At 40.9% G+C, this 25,158-nt stretch carries 20 protein-coding genes; 17 read left to right on the plus strand and 3 right to left on the minus strand.

Annotated features, from left to right (window positions below; genetic code table 11):
* Positions 1-25 precede the first annotated feature (25 nt).
* The 13 genes from HJC33_RS07860 to HJC33_RS07920 all read left to right on the plus strand — a co-directional run bounded on the left by HJC33_RS07860 (position 26) and on the right by HJC33_RS07920 (position 19,243).
* On the plus strand, positions 26-3,307 hold the full coding sequence (locus HJC33_RS07860) for a SusC/RagA family TonB-linked outer membrane protein (protein WP_171658262.1): 3,282 nt from the start codon (positions 26-28) through the stop codon (positions 3,305-3,307).
* Positions 3,308-3,341: 34 nt separating this feature from the next.
* Positions 3,342-4,805, plus strand: coding sequence for a SusD/RagB family nutrient-binding outer membrane lipoprotein (locus HJC33_RS07865; protein ID WP_171658263.1), 1,464 nt, complete (start codon positions 3,342-3,344; stop codon positions 4,803-4,805).
* Between the two features lie 11 nt (positions 4,806-4,816).
* Positions 4,817-6,493, plus strand: coding sequence for an alkaline phosphatase family protein (locus HJC33_RS07870; protein WP_216366664.1), 1,677 nt, complete (start codon positions 4,817-4,819; stop codon positions 6,491-6,493).
* A gap of 9 nt (positions 6,494-6,502) precedes the next feature.
* Positions 6,503-7,774 (plus strand): ComEC/Rec2 family competence protein, encoded by a 1,272-nt coding sequence (locus HJC33_RS07875; protein ID WP_171658264.1) that lies wholly within the window; start codon positions 6,503-6,505, stop codon positions 7,772-7,774.
* Positions 7,752-9,128, plus strand: a complete 1,377-nt coding sequence (gene pbfA, locus HJC33_RS07880; protein WP_171658265.1) for a (R)-1-hydroxy-2-aminoethylphosphonate ammonia-lyase — start codon at positions 7,752-7,754, stop codon at positions 9,126-9,128. Before HJC33_RS07875 ends, pbfA begins: the two co-directional genes overlap by 23 nt.
* The gene (locus HJC33_RS07885) at positions 9,128-10,717 is read left to right on the plus strand and encodes a fibronectin type III domain-containing protein (protein WP_171658266.1); all 1,590 of its coding nucleotides are present in this window, start codon (positions 9,128-9,130) and stop codon (positions 10,715-10,717) included. The genes pbfA and HJC33_RS07885 overlap by 1 nt, the downstream gene beginning before the upstream one ends.
* Before the next feature lie 13 nt (positions 10,718-10,730).
* Entirely contained in the window at positions 10,731-11,810 is a 1,080-nt protein-coding gene (locus HJC33_RS07890; RefSeq protein WP_171658267.1) for a sulfatase-like hydrolase/transferase, read from the plus strand.
* Between the two features lie 268 nt (positions 11,811-12,078).
* Positions 12,079-14,403 carry a glycoside hydrolase family 20 protein gene (locus HJC33_RS07895; protein WP_246245507.1) on the plus strand — a complete coding sequence of 775 codons (2,325 nt, stop codon included), beginning with the start codon at positions 12,079-12,081 and terminating at the stop codon, positions 14,401-14,403.
* A 154-nt stretch (positions 14,404-14,557) separates the two neighbouring features.
* A complete protein-coding gene (locus tag HJC33_RS07900; RefSeq protein ID WP_171658385.1) occupies positions 14,558-15,190 on the plus strand; it encodes a Crp/Fnr family transcriptional regulator in 633 nt (210 codons plus the stop codon).
* Positions 15,191-15,254: 64 nt separating this feature from the next.
* Entirely contained in the window at positions 15,255-16,988 is a 1,734-nt protein-coding gene (locus HJC33_RS07905) for a SulP family inorganic anion transporter (protein ID WP_171658268.1), read from the plus strand.
* Between the two features lie 54 nt (positions 16,989-17,042).
* On the plus strand, positions 17,043-18,452 hold the full coding sequence (locus HJC33_RS07910) for an MBL fold metallo-hydrolase (RefSeq protein ID WP_171658269.1): 1,410 nt from the start codon (positions 17,043-17,045) through the stop codon (positions 18,450-18,452).
* 6 nt (positions 18,453-18,458) lie between these two features.
* The gene (locus HJC33_RS07915; RefSeq protein WP_171658270.1) at positions 18,459-18,839 is read left to right on the plus strand and encodes a rhodanese-like domain-containing protein; all 381 of its coding nucleotides are present in this window, start codon (positions 18,459-18,461) and stop codon (positions 18,837-18,839) included.
* Positions 18,840-18,901: 62 nt separating this feature from the next.
* Positions 18,902-19,243, plus strand: a complete 342-nt coding sequence (locus HJC33_RS07920; RefSeq protein ID WP_171658271.1) for a rhodanese-like domain-containing protein — start codon at positions 18,902-18,904, stop codon at positions 19,241-19,243.
* Positions 19,244-19,279: 36 nt separating this feature from the next.
* Here the strand turns inward: HJC33_RS07920 and HJC33_RS07925 are convergent, their stop codons facing one another.
* The 3 genes from HJC33_RS07925 to HJC33_RS07935 are packed head-to-tail and all read right to left on the minus strand — an operon-like array spanning position 19,280 to position 21,835.
* Entirely contained in the window at positions 19,280-20,155 is an 876-nt protein-coding gene (locus HJC33_RS07925) for a sterol desaturase family protein (protein ID WP_171658272.1), read from the minus strand.
* Between the two features lie 4 nt (positions 20,156-20,159).
* On the minus strand, positions 20,160-20,612 hold the full coding sequence (locus HJC33_RS07930) for a monoheme cytochrome C (protein ID WP_171658273.1): 453 nt from the start codon (positions 20,610-20,612) through the stop codon (positions 20,160-20,162).
* A 2-nt stretch (positions 20,613-20,614) separates the two neighbouring features.
* On the minus strand, positions 20,615-21,835 hold the full coding sequence (locus HJC33_RS07935; RefSeq protein WP_171658274.1) for a sulfite oxidase: 1,221 nt from the start codon (positions 21,833-21,835) through the stop codon (positions 20,615-20,617).
* Positions 21,836-22,152: 317 nt separating this feature from the next.
* Here HJC33_RS07935 and HJC33_RS17435 point away from each other — a divergent pair, with 317 nt between their 5' ends.
* The 4 genes from HJC33_RS17435 to HJC33_RS07945 all read left to right on the plus strand — a co-directional run bounded on the left by HJC33_RS17435 (position 22,153) and on the right by HJC33_RS07945 (position 25,147).
* Positions 22,153-22,281, plus strand: a complete 129-nt coding sequence (locus HJC33_RS17435; RefSeq protein WP_262888101.1) for a hypothetical protein — start codon at positions 22,153-22,155, stop codon at positions 22,279-22,281.
* 207 nt (positions 22,282-22,488) lie between these two features.
* A complete protein-coding gene (locus tag HJC33_RS17440) occupies positions 22,489-22,623 on the plus strand; it encodes a hypothetical protein (protein WP_262888102.1) in 135 nt (44 codons plus the stop codon).
* Between the two features lie 120 nt (positions 22,624-22,743).
* Complete coding sequence (locus HJC33_RS07940; protein ID WP_171658275.1) at positions 22,744-24,048, plus strand: TolC family protein; 1,305 nt, start codon at positions 22,744-22,746, stop codon at positions 24,046-24,048.
* Positions 24,049-24,055: 7 nt separating this feature from the next.
* The gene (locus tag HJC33_RS07945; RefSeq protein ID WP_171658276.1) at positions 24,056-25,147 is read left to right on the plus strand and encodes an efflux RND transporter periplasmic adaptor subunit; all 1,092 of its coding nucleotides are present in this window, start codon (positions 24,056-24,058) and stop codon (positions 25,145-25,147) included.
* Positions 25,148-25,158: the final 11 nt, after the last annotated feature.

Here is a 25,158-nt window from a genome sequence, read left to right on the forward strand (position 1 = left end):
ACCAAATTTTACAAATACTCAACAAATGAAAAAAACACTAGTAACATTTTTACTTGCACTTACCGCAAGTTTAATGGGCTATTCCCAAACTACGTTTTCGGGAAAAGTCGTAGATGAAAACAATGTGCCGCTACCTGGTGCATCTGTCGTTGTAAAGGGCAGTGCAAATGGTGTGGCAACAGATTTTGATGGAAACTTTCAGATTGGGCTTTCCCAAGCTGGAGATATTTTGGTAGTCTCTTACATTGGTTATGTATCCCAAGAGTTTGATACTACAGGAAAAACCAATGCAACAATTGCTTTGCAACCAGATGCACAAAATTTAGATGAGGTGGTTGTGACTGCATTAAACATTACCAGAGATGAAAAAACACTGGGTTATGCTGTTGAAAAGGTTGATGGTGATGCCGTGTCACAATCAACCAGTACCAATATGGTAAGTACACTTGCGGGTAGAGCTGCCGGTGTGCAGGTGGTTACGAACGGAACTGGCCCAGGTCAGTCCTCGTCCGTGGTAATCAGGGGATATTCCTCTTTGCAAGGAGACAACCAACCCCTTTTTGTTGTAGATGGTGTACCAATCAATAACTCAACTGATACCAGAACCAACACCTTGGGAGGTGCCAGTAACATGAATATTGATTATGGAAACGGAGCTGCTGAGGTAAACCCAGATGACATTGAGTCCATTTCTGTATTGAAAGGAGCCAACGCAACGGCACTTTATGGTTCTCGAGCTGCAAACGGAGCCATTATTATTACCACTAAATCTGGAAGATCTAGAAAAGGGATGGGAATCTCTGTAAATTCCAAGGTTACTTTTGAAAGTATGTTGAAAGGACCTGAGTACCAAAGGGTATATGGACAAGGTAAGAACTTTGATTTTCAGTTTGTAGATGGATATGGAAATGGAACTTTTGATGGTGTAGATGAATCTTGGGGTCCATTGATGGATGGAACCCTTCGTGCTCAACACGATTCTCCAACGGCAAATGGTTTGCGAGGGGGTGATGTTCACGGACTTGACTTTATTTTAGGTTCTTCAGGGGTTGATTTGACCCGTAGAGGCGCTATCACACCAACTCCATTTGTGGACCCAGGAGATCCAGTTGAGAACTTTGTGGAAACTGGAAGAACGTTCACCAATAACATTTCTTTTTACGGAGGAAACGATAAAGGAAACTATAGGGTAAGTTATACTAATCTAGATAACGAAGGGATTCTTCCAAATACAGATTTAAGAAGAAACACGATTTCCCTTTCTGGGTCTTATGATTTAACAGATAGGTTGACAGTTTCTTCAAAAGTAAACTACATACGTACAGATTCTGATAACAGACACGTAAACGGATATGGAACAGAATCTGTAATGTATCTCTTTATTTGGTGGGGTCAACAAGTGGATGTTAAAGGTCTAAGAAACTACTGGCAAGATGGTCTAGAAGGTTTTCAACAGTTCAACTACAATTACAACTACCACGACAATCCATACTTTACCATGTATGAGAATACCAATGCTCTGGCCAAGGACAGAATTATTGGAAATGTTTCTGCAACCTATAAACTTTCTGACAACTTTAAGTTTATGGTAAGAGGCGGTAGAGACTTCTTCTCGGAATATCGTTTCATCAAAAGAGCATATTCTACACAACGTTTTCCAAATGGACAGTATAGAGAGGACAAGATCAACTTCCATGAGACCAACTTGGATTTCTTGTTGACCTATGATCAAAAGATCAACGATGACCTAAGCGTAAATGCCAACATTGGAGGTAACAGAATGGTTCAGAAAAACCACTTCAACGCACTTATGACCAACAAACTGTTGTTGCCGGGAATCTATTCCTTCACAAATGCTGATGGGCCATTGGTTCAAAGAGTGTCAAGACCAGAGAAACAAATCAATTCACTTTACGGTTTTGCTCAATTGGGATGGAAAAATCAGGTTTTCTTAGATTTAACGGCTAGAAATGACTGGTCGTCAACCCTTCCAGAAGAAAATAACTCTTATTTCTATCCATCGGCTTCTTTAAGTGTTTTGCTATCAGATATGATTGGAAAAGGAAATAATGACGTATTGTCTTTTGCAAAGCTTCGTGCTGGATGGGCGCAAGTAGGTAACGATACAGACCCTTATGGGTTGAACAACTTCTTTGCTCTTGGAACACCAGTTGGAGATAATCCAACAGCATCTCCATCCAATAATCTGGCAAATGCTGATTTAAAACCTGAAATTCAGGACTCTTGGGAAGTTGGAACCGACCTAAGATTTTTCAATAATAGAATAGGACTTGACTTTACCTACTACAACACCATTTCCAAAAACCAAATTTTAGATATTGATTTGCCTACTACTTCTGGAAAAACATCCAGAACCATCAATGCAGGTAAGATCAAAAACTATGGTGTGGAATTGATGTTGACTGCTACTCCTGTCAGTACTGATGATTTCTCATGGGATACCATGTTCAACTTTGGACTTAACAGAAATGAAATTTTGGAATTGGCTGATGGAGTGGACAGATATTCCTACGGAGGCAACGGAATTGATTTGATTGCTGAAAAAGGAGGCTCTCTTGGAGATATGTGGGGAACCGGATTGGTAACGGTAGAGGATGAAAGTAGTCCATTCTTTGGTGAAGTAGTTTTCAACGAAGGATTGGTACAACAGGACAATACTTTGAGAAAACTTGGAAACTTCAACCCTGATTTCACATTGGGCTGGAACAACACTATTCGCTATAAAAACTTTGCATTGAACTTCTTGTTCGATTGGAGACAAGGAGGAGAGTTGCTTTCAAGAACCCGTTTGATTGCCGCTACATCTGGTAATGTTGTGGAAACTCTTTGGGGAAGGTCTCCAGAGTTTGGTGGTCCACACCCTGGAATCAGTGATTCTGGATTGGATTATGGCGGAACCAATTCTGATGGTGTTATCGGAGATGGGGTAAAACAACTTGCAGATGGCAGCTATGTTGAAAATGACGTTATAGTGCCGGCCAATGCTTATCATAACAACAGATATAGAAGAGGGAACGAAACAGAAGGTATGTATGATGCTACTTTCATCAAATTGCGAGAAGCTCGATTGAGCTATTCATTGCCAAACAAGGTGTTGGAAAAAATGGGAGTACAAGACTTCACATTTTCATTGATTGGAACCAACCTTTGGTTGTGGGCAAAAGATTTCAACCATGGAGATCCAGAATTACTTTCTTTCGGAGGAGGTTCTTACGTGCCAGGGGTGGAAAATGCCACTGTGCCTACTACAAGAAGTATTGGTATGGCAGTTAATATGAGACTATAATTCAACAAACACAATAGTGATAATACGAAAAGAGATGAAAAAACAACTAATGATCATCAGCATCATTTTGATGGGCGTCTTTAACTCATGCGACAACTTTGATGTGTCCAATGAAAATCCAGACGTGGCATCCAACATAGATAATAATCCAGAATTATTGTTGACCAACCTACAAAGGTCATCCATTAGAAGAGTAGTAAGTGATTCTTGGAGTGAAGGAAATCTAATGGGACAGTATGGTGCCCGAATCGTGTTCACATCATTCGACTTATTTGATTGGGGTGATCAAAGCGGTACATGGACTACGCATTTTTTGGCCATCAGGGATGCAAAAGAACTAGAGAAAATAGCTGTGGACAACTCCTTAAGAAGCTACGAGGCCATATCCATTATCATGCAGACTTGGATGTTCAGCATTTTAACAGACATGTATGGAGACATTCCTTACAGTGAAGTGAACCAAGCTGTATCAGAAGAAGCCAATTACACTCCTGTTTATGATACACAACAAGCAATTTATACTGACATGATTGCTAAACTAAAGCAGGCCAGTGATATTTTGGGAGGTTCAGATTTGAATTTGGTAAAAGGTGATTTAGTGTTTGGGGGAGACTTGACTCTTTGGAGAAAGTTTGCCAACTCCTTGCGTCTGCGCTTGGCACTTCGTTTGAGCGAAGTAGATGCTTCAACGGCAGAATCTGTGATAGCGGAAATCTATAACAATCAGGGAAGCAACCCAGTTATGGAATCTAATGATGATAATGCAGTATTGCAATTCTTGGCAGCTAATCCAGATGCGCACCCTGTTACAGAAGAATCTGTTTATAGGGTAGGATCTTATAACGAGTACCGAATTTCTGAGCACTTTGTACAATTATTGCAAAGTTTTGATGACCCAAGATTGGACTTTTTTGCCGACCCAACAGCAAATTCAGTTGAAGCGGGAACTCCAGAGATTCAAGGAATGCAAAATGGAATTGTGGATGGTCCCGCCTATGAGTATAAAGGAGGTGACGCTTTCCTTTCCAAGTTCAATATCGATTATTTCTACTTCCAGCCTAATAACAATGATGCACGTTTGATGTTGTATTCGGAGGTGGCCTTCATTTTTGCCGAGGCCGCACAAAGAGGCTGGATTACTGCAGATGATCAAAGTTTGTATGAATCTGGAATTCAGTCAAATTTTGATTACTGGGAAGTTGATATGCCTGCAGATTATTTGACCGGCACGGAAGTATCTTATGATGGAACATTGGAAACCATCATAAAACAAAAATATGTGGCCTTGTTCTATACAGACTATCAAGGCTTCATAGAATTCAAAAGAACTGGTTTTCCAAGTACGATTGCTCCAGGACCGGATGCGTTTTATCCTACCTACCCAAGTAGATTTGAATATCCGAGCGAGGAACAATCCTTGAACAGCACCAATTATAATGAAGCTGCCAGTAGAATTGGAGGCGATGAAATCACCACAAAAGTTTGGTGGGAAAATTAACTTTTTAACTGATGTTATTACGCAGTAAAACAGTTTGGATTGTGGCAATGACCATAGGAACTTTGTTCCTGTGGTCTTGTGCTTCAGAGAAGAAAGATGCCCCCGAGGGGATTGAGCATATAATCGTTATTGGAGTGGACGGCATGAGTCCAGATGGTATTCAAAAAGCCAATACTCCAATGTTGGATTCCATAATGCAAAATGGAGCATTTACCATGCATGCAAGAGCGGTACTTCCATCCAGCTCAAGCCCTAATTGGGCCAGTATGATCATGGGCGCTGATACCGAACAGCATGGGGTTACCTCCAACGGATGGGAAAAGGAAGACCACCAATTACCACCCGTATTAGCAACGGATGAGGATACCTTTCCAACCATTTTCACCCTTTTTAAAGATCAAAAGCCAGAAGCCCAAGTAGGAGCAATCTATGATTGGGATGGTTTTGGACGTTTGTTCGAGAAAAGCGATGTGGATTTTGATATTGACGGTGATCATGAAGATGGTACTACAAAAGATGCTGTGGCCTATATCAATGAACATAAACCTGAATTTACCTTTGTTCACTTGGATCATGTGGATCATGCCGGTCATGCCTTTGGGCATGGCAGTCTGAAATACTATGCCTCGGTACAAAAGGCAGATTCCCTAATCACAGAAATTGTAAAGGCCACAAAAGATGCGGGGATATTTGATTCAACCCTATTCTTGATCTGCGCTGATCACGGAGGTATTGGTTTTGGTCATGGCGGCGAAAGTGTGGCCGAGATGAACATTCCCTTTATCTTATATGGTAAAGGCATCAAAAAAGGCTACGAAATTGAAGAAGCCGTGTATCAGTATGACAATGCTGCCACAGTAGCATATGCCATGGAGCTAGAAACCCCATATGCATGGATTGGCCGACCTGTAAAAGGGGCGTTTTTGGGCCACGAAAAACCCGTTTTGGTGTACAAACGGAAAGACTTTGTAGCCAATCCGCAAATTTTGCCGAGTGGCGGCTACTTTGAGCCTGCCGGAGGGGTTTTTCGTGCGGATTCCACTTTCGTGGTCATGCAAAACCCAAATGCCATCGGGGAGATTTTATACACGGTTGATGGCAGCAACCCCACGGCGACGGCCACAAAGTATAAAGACACTTTTTACATCAACCGAACTACGGTGATCAAAGCGGCGATTTTTCAAGAGGGAAGTCAAAAAAGCGGGATTGTCGAGGCCAATTTTAGGTTGATCCCCAAAGACAAGGAAAAACCCATTGCACATTCGGTGTATTATATCGATGGAATTGAACTATTGCCCAAAAGTTACGATAACTTGACCCCTGTATTGAAAGGGATGAGCACCGATTTTTCATTCAACGATTTGGTTACTAGTGGTTTAAAAGACCCCGAGCAAGTTTCTTTGGTATTCGAAGGAGATTTAGAGATCGATACCCAAGGTGAATACACCTTTTTTACCAATAGCGACGATGGTAGTAAATTATATGTCGATGGTAAGTTGGTAGCGGATAATGATGGCGACCACGGTGTTCGCGAACGTAGTGGAAAAGTGGTTTTAGACCAAGGTAGACATTTGGTACGTGTGGAATATTTTAACGGAGGAGGTGGCTTTCATTTGGATGTAAAGTACCAAGGTGAAGGCATACCAAAACAAATAATTCCAGCAAATAAATTATATCGCAATAAATAGGAAAGGGTCATGAAAAGGTTTGGGATATTCATTTTGATGTTGGTTTTTATGGGAATCATCGATGGGAATGCACAACAGAAGTTTCTACCTCGATGGGAAGAAGGTTTTTTGGATATACACCACATCAATACTGGTAGAGGTGATGCCGCGTTTCTAATATTTCCTGATGGGACAACCTTATTGATTGATGCAGGAGATATGTCTGAGACCCACCCTAGGACAACTTCAAGAAGAAATGCTAGGCTAGTGCCCAATGGGTCAAAATCTGCCCCTGAATGGATAGTTGACTATGTGGACCAATTTCGACCTAAAAATCAAAAAAGGCAATTGGATTACGCCCTGATCACCCATTACCATGATGATCATTTTGGGGAAATGGATTCCTTGAGAAAAACAGCTTCGGGAGGATATAAACTCACTGGAATTATGGAAGTGGGAACGCTCATTCCCATCAAAAAGTTGATTGATCGGGGATTTGAATATCCCATCAACTTAAAGGATTCACAGGTGCAATCCCAAGAAAGATTCACTAGGGATACGTATGGAATGATCCCTACGCTTAAGGAGTATTGGAAGTTCATTGCCTATCAATCCAAAGAAAATAGCCTAGAAAATGAAGCGTTACAGGTGGGCCAAACCAACCAAATAGTCCTTAAAAACGATGCAACTGCCCATCCTACATTTTCAGTGATGAACATCGCTTCCAATGGAAACATTTATACGGGGTATGCCAATGGAGATTATTATTCACTTTACAATCAGGGCGATTATCCTGGGGAAAACCCCTTGAGCAATTGCGTCCGGATAGATTACGGAAAATTCAATTATTTTACAGGAGGTGATATTTCGGGAATAAATACAATGGGTCAAACAAATATGAAGGCTGTGGAATCGCATGTGGCTCCTGTAATTGGCTCAGTAGATGTAGCAACCTTGAATCATCATGGCAATAGGGATTCACAAAATCCATACTATGTTAGAATGGTAAGACCCAGAGTCTGGATTCAGCAAAATTGGACTGCAGACCATCCTGGTGAAGAAGTTTTACGCAGAATTACCTCTAAGGAATTGTATCCAGGGGATCGGGATATTTTTTCAACGGTAATGCTTCAGGGAGCCAAAGATGTTATAGGAGGAAGATTGAATGACTACAAAAGTCAAGAGGGACATATTGTTGTACGAGTTTATGATGAAGGAAACACCTATGATATTTTTGTGCTGAATGACAAATCCGAAGAACGCGAAATACGAGCAAAACATGGACCATATAAAGCCAGATAAGTATAATCCAGAACAAGTTGCGGAAGGAGATATCAACCTTACTTCTGCAAGAGGAGAGTGGGTAGAGAATGGAAATTTAAATGAGCATGCAAAAGAACTGTTGGATAAAGATGCTAAATATTTTATGCATCAGTCGATGTCCACACCTTGTTTGGATGTATTAAAAAGCTGTAAAGGCTCTTACATTGAAAATATTTCGGGGAAAAAATATCTGGACTTCCATGGGAATAATGTGCATCAGATTGGTTTTTCGCACCCAAAGCTCGTTGAGAAATTAACGGAGCAATTACAACATGGACTTACCTTTTCAACTCGGCGTTACACCAACGAAAAGGCGATTCAATTTGCGGAGAAACTTACTTCTTTCACTCCAAAAGGATTGAATCGAATATTGCTTACGCCAAACGGGAGCTCTGCTATTGGGATTGCCCTTAAGCTGGCTCGTGCGGTGACTGGGAAACACAAAGTGGTCTCCTTTTGGGATTCCTTTCATGGTGCCTCTCTTGATGCTATAAGTGTAGGAGGGGAATCTGTTTTCCAAGAACATATGGGTCCCTTGATGCCAGGTGTAGAACGCATTCCACCTCCCATAACATATCGTGGAATTTTTGAAGGTAATGAGGATAAAGCATTGGAGTATTTAGAATATGTGCTTTCCAAGGATCATCAAATTGGAGCTTTTTTAGCGGAGACCATACGAAATACCGATGTACAAATTCCTTCCAAAAAATTTTGGAAAACAGCTCGTGAATTATGCACTAGACACAATGTTCTTTTAATTTTGGATGAAATTCCCATCGCCTTGGGCAGAACGGGGAAACTATTCGCTTTTGAGCATTATGATATTGAACCTGATATTCTTTGTTTGGGAAAGGGATTGGGAGGAGGAATAATCCCACAAGCAGCAATCGTAACAAGAGAAGAATATAATACTTTCGGGCATATTTCTTTGGGACATTACACACACGAGAAGAGTCCAATGGGAGCAGTTGCCGGATTGACCGTTTTGGAAGTTATAGAAGAAGAAGGTTTATTGGAAAAGGTGAAATGTTATGAAGCCTACATGAAAACGTCCCTTCATAAACTGCACAAAAAATACTCATTAATTGGAGATGTTCGTGGTGTGGGGCTTTTGTGGGGAATAGAATTGGTGACAAACAGAACAACCAAGGAAAAAGCAATTTCAGAAGCAGAAGAAATCATGTACGATTGCCTAAAACATGGTCTGAGCTTTAAAGTTTCCAAAGGAAACGTATTGCAGTTGTCGCCCGCTTTAACCATTTCCAAAGAAGAACTGGAACATGCCTTCGAAATATTGAACAAAGCTTTTCTTAAAACCAACACTATAGCCTAATGAAAAAAACCAACCTATTTCTAATTTGCCTTTTTCTGAGCGCAATCGCTATTTCAGCACAGGAAGGACCCCAAATTTTAGTACAACCCTATTTGCAGAATGCAGAACCCAATTCCATCACCATCATGTGGCAAACCAGTACTGGAGAGGAAAGTATTGTAGAATGGGGAACAACACCCAAACTGGGTAAGAAGACCACGGGGAAAACAGACAAGGTCAATTATGGCCCTTCTCGAATCCACGAAGTAGAATTGACCGATCTTAAAAGGTTTACCGAATATTACTACCGGGTAAAAACAGGTAAACTAAAATCTGATATTTTTCAGTTTAAAACCCCTCCTTTTGCCAATGAGGCCGAGTCGTTTAATTTGATTGCCATGAGCGACATGCAGTTGGATTGGCAACATACCGATAAGTTCTCGGAAATTGTGAACGAGGGTGTCATCAAATATCTAGAAAATGAATTTGATGGAAAACTGCCCGATAATTTAGCCTTGGTGATGGTTCCTGGCGATTTGGTCGAGAATGGTTCAAAATATCATCAATGGAAAGACCATTTTTTCAATCCTGCCGAAAAATTATTTGCCCAAGTACCTGTATATCCCGTGTTGGGGAACCATGAACGCAATTCAGTGTTCTATTTCAAGTATTTTTCACTTCCTGAAAATGGTACGCCTGCCTATGCTGAGCATTGGTGGTACAAAGATTATGGCAATGTGCGCATTATCGGATTGAACTCCAATGATGGTTATGCCGATAGCAGAGATCAATTTGATTGGTTGGAAAAAGTATTGGCAGATACAGAAAAGAACAATGACATTGATTTTGTTTTTGCCCAGATGCACCACCCACATAAGTCTGAACTTTGGATTCCTGGAGAACGAAAATCTTCTGGAAAGGTGGTGAAAATGTTGGAAGAGTTTTCTACCAAGACCGGAAAACCAAGTATTCACTTTTTTGGACATACACATGGATATTCCCGCGGACAATCCAAAGATCATAACCATCTTTGGGTGAATGTAGCCTCGGCCGGAGGAGCAATTGACAATTGGGGCGAGTTTGAAGGTCGTGATTACGATGAGTTTACCGTTACCCAAGATGAATATGGTTTTGTAATGGTTTCGGTTGATGCAGATGCGAATGACCCTAAAATAACCTTGAAACGTATCAGTAGAGGGAACAATATAGTCGGAATTAAAAACAATGAGCAGACCGATAGTATAACTGTTTTTAAACTATCAAAAAACCCAAAGGCACCTACGGCCATTTCCCCTAAAGGGGAAGGTGTAGCAAATAGGGGAGTGGTATTAAAGGCTGGTACATTTGAAGGCAACCGCTCAGGGGCATTTCATGCCGCTTCACAATGGCAAGTTTCCAAAACCCCTGATTTTGAAAAGCCTGTTTATGATAGTTGGAAACAACATGAGAACTGGTACTATTTGGAAAACCGTCAAAAGGACGATGACCTTACCGATGAATCCACCAACCTATTAGAACCCAGTACTACCTATTATTGGAGAGTGCGTTATCGAGACCAGTATTTAAATTGGAGTGATTGGTCCGAAACAACATCATTCAAAACCAAATAAGAACAACATCAACATGAAGAACAAGATTCTATTTTTAATTTCAGTTATATTCCTGACAAGTTTTGTCAAAGCCCAACAAACAAACGATACAAAAGTGGTGCTGATCACGTTGGATGGTCTGCGCTGGCAAGAACTGTTTACAGGTGCTGACTCAGATTTAATCGAAAATAAAGAATATGTTCAGTCTCCAGAAAGTTTGAAGAAATACTACTGGAAAGACACTCCGGAAGCACGCAGGGAGGCATTGATGCCTTTTTTCTGGACAGAGGTCGCAAAAATAGGGCAATTGCATGGTAATCGTGTGTTGGGCAGCAAAATGAATCTAACCAATGGTATGTGGTTCTCCTACCCCGGGTATAATGAAATCTTGACAGGAAAGGCCGATGACAAGAATATCAAGAGCAATGATAAAATACCCAACCCCAATACCACAATTTTGGAGCTGGCCAATAAAGATGACCGATACAAAGGTAAAGTAGCTGCATTTGGCAGTTGGGATGTGTTTCCATATATCATCAACGAGGAGCGTTCAGGAGTTCCTGTAAATGCAGGTTATGAAAAAGCTGTTGGGGATAACCTTACAGAAAGAGAAAAAATGCTCAACGATATCCAAAGACAGGCCCCTATAATTTGGGAGTCGGTTCGGTTAGATGTTTTTACTCATAACTACGCTTTGGAGGAAATGAAAAAGAACCATCCCCAATTGCTGTATGTATCTTATGGGGAGACAGATGATTTTGCCCATGGCGGTTTTTATGATTTCTATTTACAATCAGCACAGCGTACAGATGCCATGATCAAACAGCTATGGGATTTTACACAGCAAGACCCTTTTTATAAAGATCAAACCATTTTTCTCATCACTACTGATCATGGACGTGGAACCCAGCCCTTAAAAACATGGAAGGATCATGGAAGCAATATCAAGGGTGCTGATCAAGTGTGGCTCGTCGCTTTTGGAAAGGGAATTTCCCCCAAAGGAGAAGTAGGGAATGAAGAACAATTGTACAGCAATCAATTGGCTCCAACAATCCTAAAACTATTGGGAATGCCAATTACAGAAAATATGGAAGGAACACCTCTTAAATTATAGCGTTTAAAAGTTTAGTTTGATTAATTAGTTTTGAGTTAGTTTGTTTTAAGACCCACACCTTTAGGTGTGGGTTTTGTCATTGTTTCATTTTATTCAGAGATTTTTTTGAACCGGATAAAAATAATCTAATGCACGTATTGGGCTATCGGTAATGGTCGTTCATCTAAAAAATACGTTTAAACCAACAGAAAAAGAAAATCTTTATGAAGATTGGGCCTAACCAAAGACCGATAAACAATTGTAGTATACGATTAATTCAATTTTTATAATGAAAACCAGTTTTTTTCCAAAAGGTATTATATGGTTATGTTGCCTGTTCATGGCTTGTCAGTCGCAACAGGAAAAATTGACCATGGGTGAAGCTATTGATCTTATTCCAAGACCACAGTCCTTAACAACCAACAATGGTGTGTTTGTGTTGGATGAAAAAACCATTTATGTTCTTGAAATACCCACTGATTTTGAAAAACCTTATTTGCTCCTGAATCATGAGTTGGGTTTTGATTTACAGACAGGTGATGAAGAAATCCCGATAGATAATTTCATTCATTTCAAATATGATGACACCGTCCCTGCTGAAGCCTATGTTTTGGAAATTACCCCTAAAACTGTTCAGATTAGGGCGTCGGACAATAATGGGTTCATTTATGCCCAAGAAACCATTAGACAATTACTTCCAAAGGAAGTTGAAAAGGCCGGTGCTGCTACAACGGGAAAATGGGGCTTGCCCTGTGTGTTGATCAAGGATTCCCCAAGTTATAGATGGCGTGGGGCAATGTTGGATGTTTCGCGACACTTTTTTCAAAAAGAATACATCCTGAAGACCATAGAGCGACTGGCATTTTTAAAGATGAATACACTCCATCTGCACTTGGTGGATGACCAAGGGTGGCGCATCGAAATCAAAAAATACCCAAAACTTACCGAAGTGGGTGCGTTTCGGGTAGATCAAGAAGAAAAACATTGGAATGCCCGTTCCCAAAATGACCCTAACGAAAAGGGAACATATGGCGGTTATTATACCCAAGAGGATATCCGGGAAATTGTGGAGCACGCGACAAAATATGGGGTCAACGTGGTTCCAGAAATTGAAATGCCCGCTCATGTGATGAGTGCCATAGCTTCGTACCCTTATTTATCATGTATTGATGAACCCATTGCCGTGCCATCAGGAGGCGTATGGCCCATTACGGATATTTATTGCCCCGGTAAGGAGAGTACCTTTACTTTTTTGGAGGGGGTTTTGGATGAGGTCATCGAATTGTTCCCCTCAAAATATGTGCATGTAGGGGGAGATGAAGCCACAAAGGACCATTGGGAAAAATGTCCCGATTGCCAAAAACGGATGAAGGAAGAGGGCTTGGCCAATGTGGAAGAATTACAGAGCTACATGATCAAGCGAATTGAAAAATACCTCAATGCCAAGGGCAAGACCCTTATTGGTTGGGACGAGATTTTGGAAGGGGGACTTGCCCCCAGGGCCACTGTAATGAGTTGGCGGGGCGTAGAAGGAGGTTGGAAGGCGTCGCAACAGGGCCATGATGTGGTCATGACCCCTACAAGCCACTTGTATTTTGATTATTTCCAAGGAAACCAAGAATTTGAGCCTCCGGGTTTTTGCTGTTATCTGCCCGTAAGCAAAGTCTACGACTTTGACCCGGTGATAGATTCTATGAGTGTGGCTCAAAAATCACATGTACTCGGAGCGCAGGCCAACCTTTGGTCAGAATATGTGGATACCGAAGAGCATTCAGAATATATGTTATTTCCAAGATTGCTGGCACTTTCAGAAGTGGTTTGGTCAGGAAAGAAGAACAAAGATTGGCTGAATTTTGCCCAAAGGCTCAAACCTATGATGCATAGGTTGGGAGAGATGGAAATTCGTTATGCAGAAAGTGTCTTCAATGTAAATGTAGAAACTGAAGTTAATTTTGAGGACAGTTCTATTACTCTGGAATTGGGCACCGAATTTCCTAACACGGAGATACGATATCAACTCGGCGATAAAGAATTGAGTTCCAAATCTCCAATATATAATGAACCAATAACCCTTACAACTTCCAATGAACTGAAAGCTGCTGTTTTTGATGGAGGGGAGATGAAAGGAGTTCCTTTGGAAAAGAAGTTCAACTTTCACAGAGCATTTGGCAAAGAAGTCAGCGTTGAACCAAACCCACATGAAAAATATAGTGGAACGGGAGATGTCACATTGGTTGATATCGTTTGGGGTTCAAAGGATTTTGCCAACGGGAAATGGTTGGGGTGGTTCGATGAAAATGTAAAGGTCACTATTGATCTCGGTCAGTCTGAAAAAATTCATCAAGTAACCGTTGGAACTATGGAAAACCAAGGGGCGGGAATTTATTACCCAACAGAAATATCAGTATCTACATCTTTAGATGGGCAACAATTTGATCATAAAGAGAGCTTACAACGGAATTATCAGGCCAGTGGGGAGAATACCCTAAAAGCTTTCCAGTTGGATTTCAAAAAGCATGATGCCAGATATATCCAAGTTGTGTTAAAACCATTGCAAAAAAATGAACGAGGCAACGGCACTTGGATTTTTATGGATGAAGTGTCCATTGAATGATACCTTGTTTTTCCAAATTCAAAAAAACACTATAATTTATCTTGAAGCCTACACCTTTAGGTGTGGGCTGTCTTTTTAGAAGAAATTTTCAAGAGATAAAATAGCTGAATTCTTTATATCAAATTGGTTACCTTAGGAGAGTATTTTTTGTATGATGAAAGAAGAACTGTACAAAACATTTGACAGTCAATTTGAACTGGATTTGATTGATGAAATTAATACTGTGGGCAAGTTGGTGGAAGTCCCTTCGGGAGAAATCCTTATGGATATTGGCAACTATATTAAATCCATGCCATTATTGTTATCTGGAGCAATCAAAATCTTACGTGAGGATGATGAAGGAGATGAATTGTTGTTGTATTATCTGGAGCAAGGTGAGACCTGTTCCGTGACCATGGCCTGTTGTATGGGGCACACCAAGAGCGAGATCAGGGCCATTGCAGAAACAGATTCAATCTTAGTGATGGTGCCAGTTCAGAAAATGGAGGAATGGATGGCAAAATATAAAAGTTGGAGAAACTACGTTTTTGAAAGTTATCACAATCGTTTGAATGAACTGTTGAACACTGTGGACAGTATTGCCTTTAAAAATTTGGATGAACGATTGGTAGATTATCTCAAAAAGAAAATGGAGGTCACCAATGATAATCGCATCAAAAACACACACCAAGAAATTGCCTATGACCTGCATACTTCTCGAGTTGTGATTTCCAGATTGCTGAAAAAATTAGAAAAAATGAAAAAACTGGCCTTACATAGAAATTATATTCAAATACTAGATTTGTAATTGTGTGCCTTGGGTTACTTCCTCAAGAACAGAAGAATATTATTTTTGCCTAAAACTAGACTAAATGCTCAAACGGTTTTTTCCATTTTTATCCTGGATAACCAGTTATAACCGTTCCCAATTATATGGCGATCTAATGGCGGGGCTAACAGTGGGCATCATGCTGGTGCCTCAGGGAATGGCCTATGCGATGATTGCCGGAATGCCCCCCATTTATGGACTTTATGCTGCATTGGTTCCTCAATTAGTTTATGCATTAACCGGAACATCTAGGCAATTGGGGGTTGGGCCGGTTGCCATGGATTCTCTTTTAATAGCTTCTGGAATAGGGGCATTGCAACTCACCAATACACAAGACTATATTTCTGCAGTGATTTTTTTGACCCTTATTATTGGAGGAATACAATTATTGTTGGGAGTTTTAAGAATGGGCTTTTTTGTCAATTTTTTATCTAAACCGGTTATTTGTGGTTTTACTTCGGCGGCAGTAATCCTTATAGGATTAAGCCAATTGAAGCATATATTGGGAACGGACATTTCTCAATCAAGCAAAATCCATACATTGATTGCAAACATATTGGGAAGTGTAGAGGGAGTGAATTTTTATACGCTTGGCTTAGGTGTGGTTTCTATTCTCTTCATCCTATTCATGAACAGGGTAAGCAAAAAAATACCCACTCCATTATTGATTGTGATTATCGGAATCCTGGTAGTTTCCTTTTTGGGATTGGAAACTCTCGGTGTTGGTGTTGTTGGAGATATTCCGAGTGGATTACCAAGCTTTCAAGTTCCCGATATAGCAATGGATAAGTTAGGACAATTAGTTCCCATAGCTATAACGGTTGCACTTTTTGGTTATATGGAATCTATTTCCATTGCAAAGACCATTCAAGAAAAACATCCTGAATATGAGCTGGATTCCAATCAGGAATTGAGAGCATTGGGACTTTCCAACATACTAGGTTCATTTTTTCAATCTTTTTCGGTTTCAGGGAGCTTTTCCAGGACTGCAGTAAATCATAATGCAGGAGGAAAAACTGGAATGGCATTAATTTTTAGTGCTTTGCTCATCGCAGGAACTCTATTGTTCCTAACACCTTTGTTTTATAACCTGCCCAATGCTGTTCTAGGGGCCATCATTATAGTATCAGTGTTTGGGTTGATTGACCTTTCCTACCCAATTCAATTATGGAAAAATAGAAAGGATGAGTTCTTTTTGTTGAACGCTACTTTTTTGATGACACTTTTTATTGGGTTGATTGAAGGAATTTTATTGGGAGTATTGCTTTCGCTCCTGTTGATGGTATATCGAATCTCCAATCCTCATATAGCGGTTTTAGGAAGGATAAAGGGTACTGATTATTTTAAGAACATCAATCGATTTACAGATGAAATACAAGTAGATCCAGATAAGTTGGTAATCAGGTTTGATGCCCAATTGTATTTCGGCAATCAAGATTACTTCAAAAAAGAATTGTACAAGCAAATTGAAGAGAAAGGTCCCAATCTAAAATTTGTGGTGCTTAATGCAGAGTCCATCAATTATATTGATAGTAGTGCGATGACCATGTTAGAGCGCATCATTCTGGATTTAAGAACACGTGACATCAAATTTTTAATGACAGGAGCAATTGGTCCAACCAGGGATGTTTTGTACAGCAGCGGCCTTATAAAAGTGTTGGGAGAGGAGAATCTTTTTGTTAGAACTCATGAGGCTGTGGACTGTTGCGCCCATCAAAAAGAAAGAAGCAGTATTCAAAGAAAAGTGTCGTCACAATCCAAAACCAAGAGTTTGTAACTTTGGTAACGATCTAACCCAAATAGCATAGCTATATTTGAAAAAATATGAAAAATGAAAATTGAACAAATATATACGGGATGTTTGGCTCAGGGAGCCTACTACATAGAAAGTGATGGAGAAGTAGCTATTATAGATCCCTTGCGAGAAGTAAAACCTTATTTGAAAAAGGCCGAAGAAAATAAGGCCACTATCAAATACATTTTTGAAACCCATTTTCACGCCGATTTTGTCAGCGGGCATGTAACGCTCTCCAAAGAAACAGGAGCACCCATTATCTATGGGCCTAATGCAAATCCTGCTTTTGATGCCATTATTGCGGAGGATGGACAGGAATTCAATTTGGGCAAAGTGACCATCAAAGTATTGCATACCCCAGGGCATACCATGGAAAGCACAACCTACCTTTTAAGGGATGAAGCTGGGAAAGATCATGCAATTTTTAGCGGTGACACCTTGTTTTTGGGGGATGTGGGAAGACCTGATTTGGCCCAGAAAGCGGCCGATATGACCCAAGAAGAATTGGCAGGCACGCTTTACGATAGTTTGCGAAATAAAATTATGCCTTTGGCAGATGATGTAACGGTATATCCAGCTCATGGGGCCGGTTCTGCTTGTGGAAAGAACATGATGAAGGAAACGGTGGATACCTTGGGCAATCAGAAAAAGATGAATTATGCTCTGCGACCAGATATGACCAAGGAAGAGTTCGTTAAAGAAGTTACGGATGGACTTTTGCCACCACCACAATACTTTCCATTGAACGTAAAAATGAACAAAGAGGGTTATGAAGACATCGATACGGTTTTAGAAAGAGGAACCCAAGCGTTGACTCCAGATGCTTTTGAAGTGGCGGCCAACGAAACAGGTGCTGTAATTTTAGATGTGCGACACCAAAATGACTTTGTGAAAGCACATATCCCTAGATCCATTTTCATTGGTTTAGGAGGAAGTTTCGCTCCATGGGTTGGCGCATTGATTGCTGATGTGGCCCAACCAATACTTTTGATTGCTCCCGAGGGAAAAGAGGAAGAAGCAATTACACGCCTTTCCAGAGTTGGTTTTGATGGAACATTGGGATACTTGAAAGGTGGAGTTGAAGCATGGCAAAAAGCTGGAAAAGAAATTGACAACCTTGAAAGTATTGATGCAGAGGAATTCAAACAAAGGCTACAAAACAAAGTTCCCGTGTTCGATGTGCGGAAAGAATCAGAATTTCTTGCGGAACACGTTGAAGATGCAAAACTGGCATCTTTGGATTTTCTCAATGACCACCTTTCGGAATTCCCTGAAGAAGAAAAGTTCTATGTGCATTGTGCAGGGGGTTACCGTAGCGTAATTGCTGCTTCCATATTAAAGAGCAGGGGAATCCATAATTTGGTGGATGTTGCTGGTGGATTCAAAGCCATTAAGGAAGCGGGTATTCCAGTTACGGATTATGTTTGCCCAACGACTTTAAAATAACTTCTTATGGGCTATTTGGCCAAACTTACGTTATGTTGTTTAGGTGTTTTATGGATGACATCCTGTCGTTCCCAGGATGAAGAAACAATCATCAGAATAGATAAAGGAACCGTTGAGGCCGATGTTATTGGTAAGGATGTGCAGTTGGTAGATGTAAGAACTCCTCAGGAATACAGAAACGGACATATTGATGATGCAGTGAACTTCAATGTAAATGATGCTTCATTTCTAGAGCAAATCAATACGTTGGATAAGGAACAACCTGTTTATCTCTATTGCAAAATGGGAGGACGTAGTAATCGCGCAGCAGAAATATTGAAAAGCGAGGGCTTTATAAAAATCTACGACTACACTGGCGGCTATTCAGATTGGCAAAGCGATAAATAATATATGTAACTCTCGTTACTGACATAGGTTGAAAGCTGGGTTAAATTGCACAAAAAAATATCATGTCAATATTAAGTTTTTTGTTTGGTGGTTCCGATTCATCAGATTCCATTAAAGTTTTAAGCAAAGAAGATTATAAAAAAGGAATCACGAAGGGTAAAGTTCAACTGGTGGATGTTAGAACTCCAAGAGAATATGGTTCAGGCCATATCAAAGGGGCCAAAAATGTTGATTTTTTTCAAAGATCATCTTTTGAAGCTGCCTTTTCCAAATTTGATAAGACCAAACCCGTTTACGTGTATTGCCAGTCGGGGAATAGAAGCCAAAAAGCTGCAAAAAGGCTAATAAATATGGGTTTTTTAGAAGTTTACGACCTTAGAGGAGGTTACAGGGCTTGGAGCTAATTCAATTTGGTGCCGTATTCATTTTGGTTGATACAGTCATTTTTTTCCATTTCGAAAACCATGGATCAATTGCCCCCAAAAACTTTTGGGCATAGTTTCATCCCCAGGATATCCCAAGCTTATAGTCCCACTGTCTTCAGGAATATAATTGGTTCTGAAGATGTAGTCCCAAAGACTCAGGCTGATACCAAAATTCACTCCAAATGAACCTTTGGGAAGGGTATAGGCATGATGGTACAGATGCATCACAGGGTTGTTGAAGACATATTTTAACGGGCCCCAGGTCAATTTAATATTGGCATGATTGAAGTGTCCAATAGCAATAGCGGCAAAGTGAACAATATAGGCCTGCTCTGGTTCAAATCCGCCCAAAAGCATCACCCCAAACGTTTTTAGAGGCTTGTAAAGAATATTTTCCATCCAATGGTAGCGCAGGTGGGCCGCAAACCCCATTTCTTTTACACTATGGTGCACCTGATGAAATTGCCATAAAACAGGAAATCTATGCAGGCATACGTGGGTAAACCATTGTACAAAATCTAAAATGATAAAGAACAATAGCAATTCCGTCCAAACGGGCCATGAAGAAGTATCGATCAGGGCAATACTTCGGGCCGTGATGCCGATTTCATTAAAAAGTACCTTGAGCATATCATAAACACCACTGATGATTATGGCAAACAGGAAAAAGTTAAAGAACATATAGAATCCATCCAGCCAAAAATCCTTTCTAAAAATGGATTGCTCTTTGCGCCATGGAAAAAGTATTTCCAGAAACCAAACTAAGAGCGAAATTAAAATGAGTCCCCAGAAATAATTGGTGTACCATGGAACTTGGAATAGAATCGATTTCCATGTCCATGACGTAGTATTCAAAAAACCATTTACAAATGCATCTAGATAGCTGTTCATAGCTTTATTCAAGTTCGTACCATTCAATTCCTTCTAAATTCTGCCTTCTTCCTTTTGCTTTTGGTGCATAGTTTTTGGATAAATAAGTTAGTATGGCTTCCTCATTGGCACCTAGGTCCCAAAGATTTTGTGTTTCCTGCATCCATTTAATGGTAGCTTCCCATCCTTCTCGGCTCATTCTATTTTGGGTGACCAATTGTGCAGAATGACAACCTGTACAATTTTGAATGGTCAATTGCATTCCTTTATCATCAACAAAACCGGTGGCCAAATGAATACCGTTTTTTATGGTATCGTCTGCTTCAACAATTTCTTGTGGTGCTATTTCTTCAGATGTAAAGGCATCGGTATTATTGGCGATATAAAACAAGCCTGTGAACAACATCAATAGTAATAGGACAAATGCAAACAGTATGCGGGACAATCTTTTTACTTGATCTTTAAATTGATCTCCCATGGCTAAACAATTTTAACCGCAATTCTATGGCAGGCATTGTTCAAGTATCCTTTGGGATTCCAGCCCGGCAACACCATGGGTTGACTTTTTCCTTCGGAATCTGTGGCTCTTGCCCAAATTTCATAATAGCCCTTTTTTGGAAATGATACGGATCCTTCAAAATGTTGCCAAGCTAATCGATTAACAGGTTTTTCCAAGGAACAATTTTGCCAAGTACTGCCAAAATCGATGGAATATTCCATTTTCAAAACCTCCAATTCTCCTGCCCATGCATGACCGTTCATGTTTAATGTTTGACCTTCTTTGAGCAAAGCGCCGCTTTTTGGGTACGTGATCAGGGACTTTACCGGCATGGACTCAATAATGCACATGTTGGAATCTTCCACCTTGCTCCCCGGAGCTACAGTTTCACAGGGTACACGATACGAAGTGCCACTCATTTTAGCCCCATCGTGGACTTTGTTCCGTATACTCAATCGATTGATCCATTTTCCGGATGCCGATGCAGGCCATCCTCCGCATAGCAGTCGTAATGGAAAACCATGTGCTAATGGAATTTCTTCTCCATTCATGTAAAAAGCCAACAGGGTTTCATCTTGCAAGGCTTTGGATATGGGAACACCCCTGGAAATAGGTTCTTTGTTAGGATCCCCACTTAGGTGCGTATCAGCTGCATGATAACCAATATAAACTGCATCTGATGTTATCCCTACATCCTCCAAAACATCTCGAAGTCGAACACCGGTCCAGTTGGCACAGGAAACAGCACCCACCGTCCATTGATTGCCCTTTGCCGGCGGATTAAATTCGCTTCGTCCATTTCCCCCACACTCCAAGGTGAGTTGATAGGTATGTTGGGGAAATTTGGTTTTTAAATCGGAAAGGGAATAGGTTTTTTTGTTTTTGACAGCTTCTCCATCTATAGTAAGTGTCCAACGGGCTGTGTCAATATTTTCAGGAATCTTCCCATTATTTCTGATGAACATGTACTTGTTTGGGGTGACCCTATCGTTCAATAAGTGGGCCTTGGCTTCCATATTCCACGGACGGTTATTAAGAACAACCATTTCTTTGTCTTTATGGAACAATTTAAAAGGATCGGGGTCTTGTAGGCCCAACGGCATATAGCCTTTGGGGAGTTTGTGACCAAATACTACTTCGGCGCCTAATAAACTGGCCAAGGATGCCAATGATAACTTATGAGTAAAAGCTCTTCTGTTCATGAGATATAGCAAACTTAAAGTTACTATAAAAATAGATAGTACTGTGTAACTGAGGTTACCAAAAGATTGCACAATAACCTGTAGTTTTGAGCATACCTTGATTTATCCTTTCATTATAATGGAAGATAAGGTTAAAAATAGGTTTCTTGGTTGGTTGATAAAAAAGCCGTCCTAATTTGAGGGCGGTTTTTTTGTTTAAGGTTGTAGCATGGTCATCATCAGATGATTTCAAGAAATTTTAAGGGGCTATTCATGAGAATTATCATGATTTCAAGAAACTATAGCCATTAAATTTGATGATATTAAAACCTTTATATATGAAAACTCTTCTATCCATTCCTTTGGTTTCATGGGAAAACGGTATTTGGATGATAGGACTTTTTGCACTGGTTGTAATTGTGTTGGTCGCCGCTGTACTAGCACTTATGAACAGCGGAAAAAAATAGAATATTTGCTCATATAAAAATTGCCGGACTCGGTGATTCATATGAGTAAGTGTTAAGTGGTTGTTGCGTATAGCTGCGGTATCAAACCTTTTACATTTCTTTTCTTAAGGAAAAAGTAGGGTAGGCAAAACCTTGGCCCTACACCATGCCTTTATTTATAAAGCAAAAATGAAACCCTTTTGGTGGCTAATCCCAGAATAGAAAAAAATGACACGAAGAATTTCCAAATACAAACGTTTTGTGATGATGAATCCGGTGATTCAATTTTTTAAGTTCATCTATTTGAGCCTAAAGGTTTTGATCATTGTTGCCGGAGGGCATGGAGGAACCCGTAAGGCGTAAAGTTTACTTTCCATAGATCGTTCCAGATTCAATTATTCAGGATGGGCTATAAACTCGGTAACTCATGTTACTGTAGGTGTAATTCCATGATTCTAATTTTGGCTCAAATTAAATAAGTACATGAAACGAATTCTAATTTTAGTGATGTTCTTCTTGGTATACGGGCATGGATTTTCCCAAGACCAAATGGAGATTACTTTGGATGAGGTCTTGGCAAGGGTCCAAAAGTCCAATGCCAGTATAAAAGTGTCCGAGCAGGAGGCAAAAATGGCAAAATACGATTATAACCTTTCCAGCGCCGTTTTTTTGCCGCAAATCTCTGTTTCGCACACCGGTATGGCAACAACCAACCCGTTAATGGCCTTTGGATCCAAATTGAACCAAGAAATTTTGACACAGGCGGATTTTGCGCCATCGATGTTGAACGATCCCGATCAAATAGAAAGTTTTGCCACCAGGATCTCCGTGGAGCAGCCCTTGATCAATGTTGATGGATTTTATCAGCGCAAGGCGGCCAAGACCACTATGGAAGCAAGACAGCTGCAAACGGTAAGAACACGGGATTATCTAGATTTTGAATCGGAAAAGGCCTATTCCCAATTACAATTGGCCTACGTGGCCGTAGAGGTCTTGCAAAAGGCCCATGAAGCGGCCAGTGCCAATCATGATATGGCCGAGGACCGGTACAACCAAGGATTATTGCAAAAATCCGACCTGCTTCAGGCCAAGGTACGGGTCACAGAAGTGGCCAATCAGCTTCAAACGGCAAAGAGCAATGTCCAAAATGCATCGGACTATATCGCTTTTTTGATGAACGAAAACACCAATGTGGTATATGGCCCTTCGGAAAAACTTGTCCCTAAAAATGTTGACAATAATGCGGAGGGCGCACTTGAGAACAGGGCTGATGTGAAGGCCATGAACCTTGTTTCGGAAGCATACAAGGCCAATATGAGGGCCGATAAGATGACATTTTTGCCCACGCTCAATGCTTTTGCCCGCTATGAGATGTATGATGATGAAATTTTTCAGGCCGATGCCAAGGGATATCTTTTTGGGGCCAGCTTAAGCTGGGATGTGTTCAAAGGTGCACAAAGGTTCGCAAAAACCGGAAAAAGCAAGGCCGGTTATGAAAAATCCAAGCAAGAATACCAACAATACCTGTCCAAGAGCAACATGGAACTGCAACGGGCCAAAAGAATGGCACAAGATGCCCAGGGAAAATTGGAAACTTCCAAACTGGCCATGGAGCAATCCGAGGAATCATTGCGGATCCGAACAAATAGGTTCAAGGAGGGACTGGAAAAAACCACAGATCTGTTAATGGCAGAGGCCCTATATGCAGAAAGACAACTGATGTACTACCAAACCGTTTACGAATTCAATCAAGCCCAATCCTTACTTACTTTTTTAACCAAAGAATAAAATCAATATGAAAAATAGATATACCTATAAGAAAACAGTTGCAGCAACCCTTTTAGGGTTGACGATTTTGGGATGCGGCGGAGATAAAAAGTCGGTACAGAACGAATCCGAGCCCATACAGGTGTCCGTCTCTGAAGCGACCTTTGGGGGTGAATCTTCCATATTGGCGGGGAGTGGCCAAATAACCACGATCAATAATGCCACCCTAAGTACTCGAATGATGGGACACGTGGAAAGGCTTTCGGTCAAAATTGGCCAAAAGGTAAAGAAAGGGGATTTGCTGGTTTCCATCAATAATGTTGATCTAAGGGCAAAAAGTGCCCAAGTGGAAGCATCGATCACTGAGGCGAACGTGGCCTATACCAATGCAAAAAAGGATTATGAGAGATTTACCAATCTCTTTAGGGAGAACAGTGCTTCCCAAAAAGAGGTCGATGATATGACGGCCCGCTTTGAAATGGCCAAAGCCCGACTTGAAGCGGCCAATCAAATGAAGAACGAGGTCAACTCGCAGTTTGCCTATGCCAATATACGGGCCCCTTTCAGTGGGGTGGTCACCAATACCTATGTGGATGAAGGTGATATGGCAAATCCCGGGATGCCCTTGGTGTCCGTTGAGTCCCCCGGTGATTTTGAGGTGGAGGCCAAAGTGGATGAAAACAAAATTGGGAACATAGCTGTGGGTATGAAGGCCCAAGTCTTTATAAAAGCGCTGGATACCACTATAAGTGGTAAAGTGACCGAGTTGAGCACTTCGGCCCAAAATACGGGCGGTCAATATGTGATGAAAGTAATGTTGGACAAGGCGGAGACGGGGATATTGTCAGGGATGTATGCAACCATAAGGCTTGAGACGGATATGGAGAGCGGCGGCGGTGATGGAATGGTGACCGTTCCGTCCAAAGCCTTGGTGCATCAAGGGCAACTATCCGGGATTTACACAGTGGGAGCGGATAACATAGCACTGTTGCGATGGCTCAGGTTGGGCGATGTTCATGGAGAGGAAGTGGAGGTGCTGTCCGGATTGTCAAAAGACGAAAAGTATATTGTCTCTGCCGAAGGAAAACTGTTCAATGGAGCAAAAGTAACCATACAATAACCTAAAAACAG

The organism is Flagellimonas amphidinii, assembly GCF_013090115.1.
Classification (GTDB): Bacteria; Bacteroidota; Bacteroidia; order Flavobacteriales; family Flavobacteriaceae; genus Flagellimonas; species Flagellimonas amphidinii.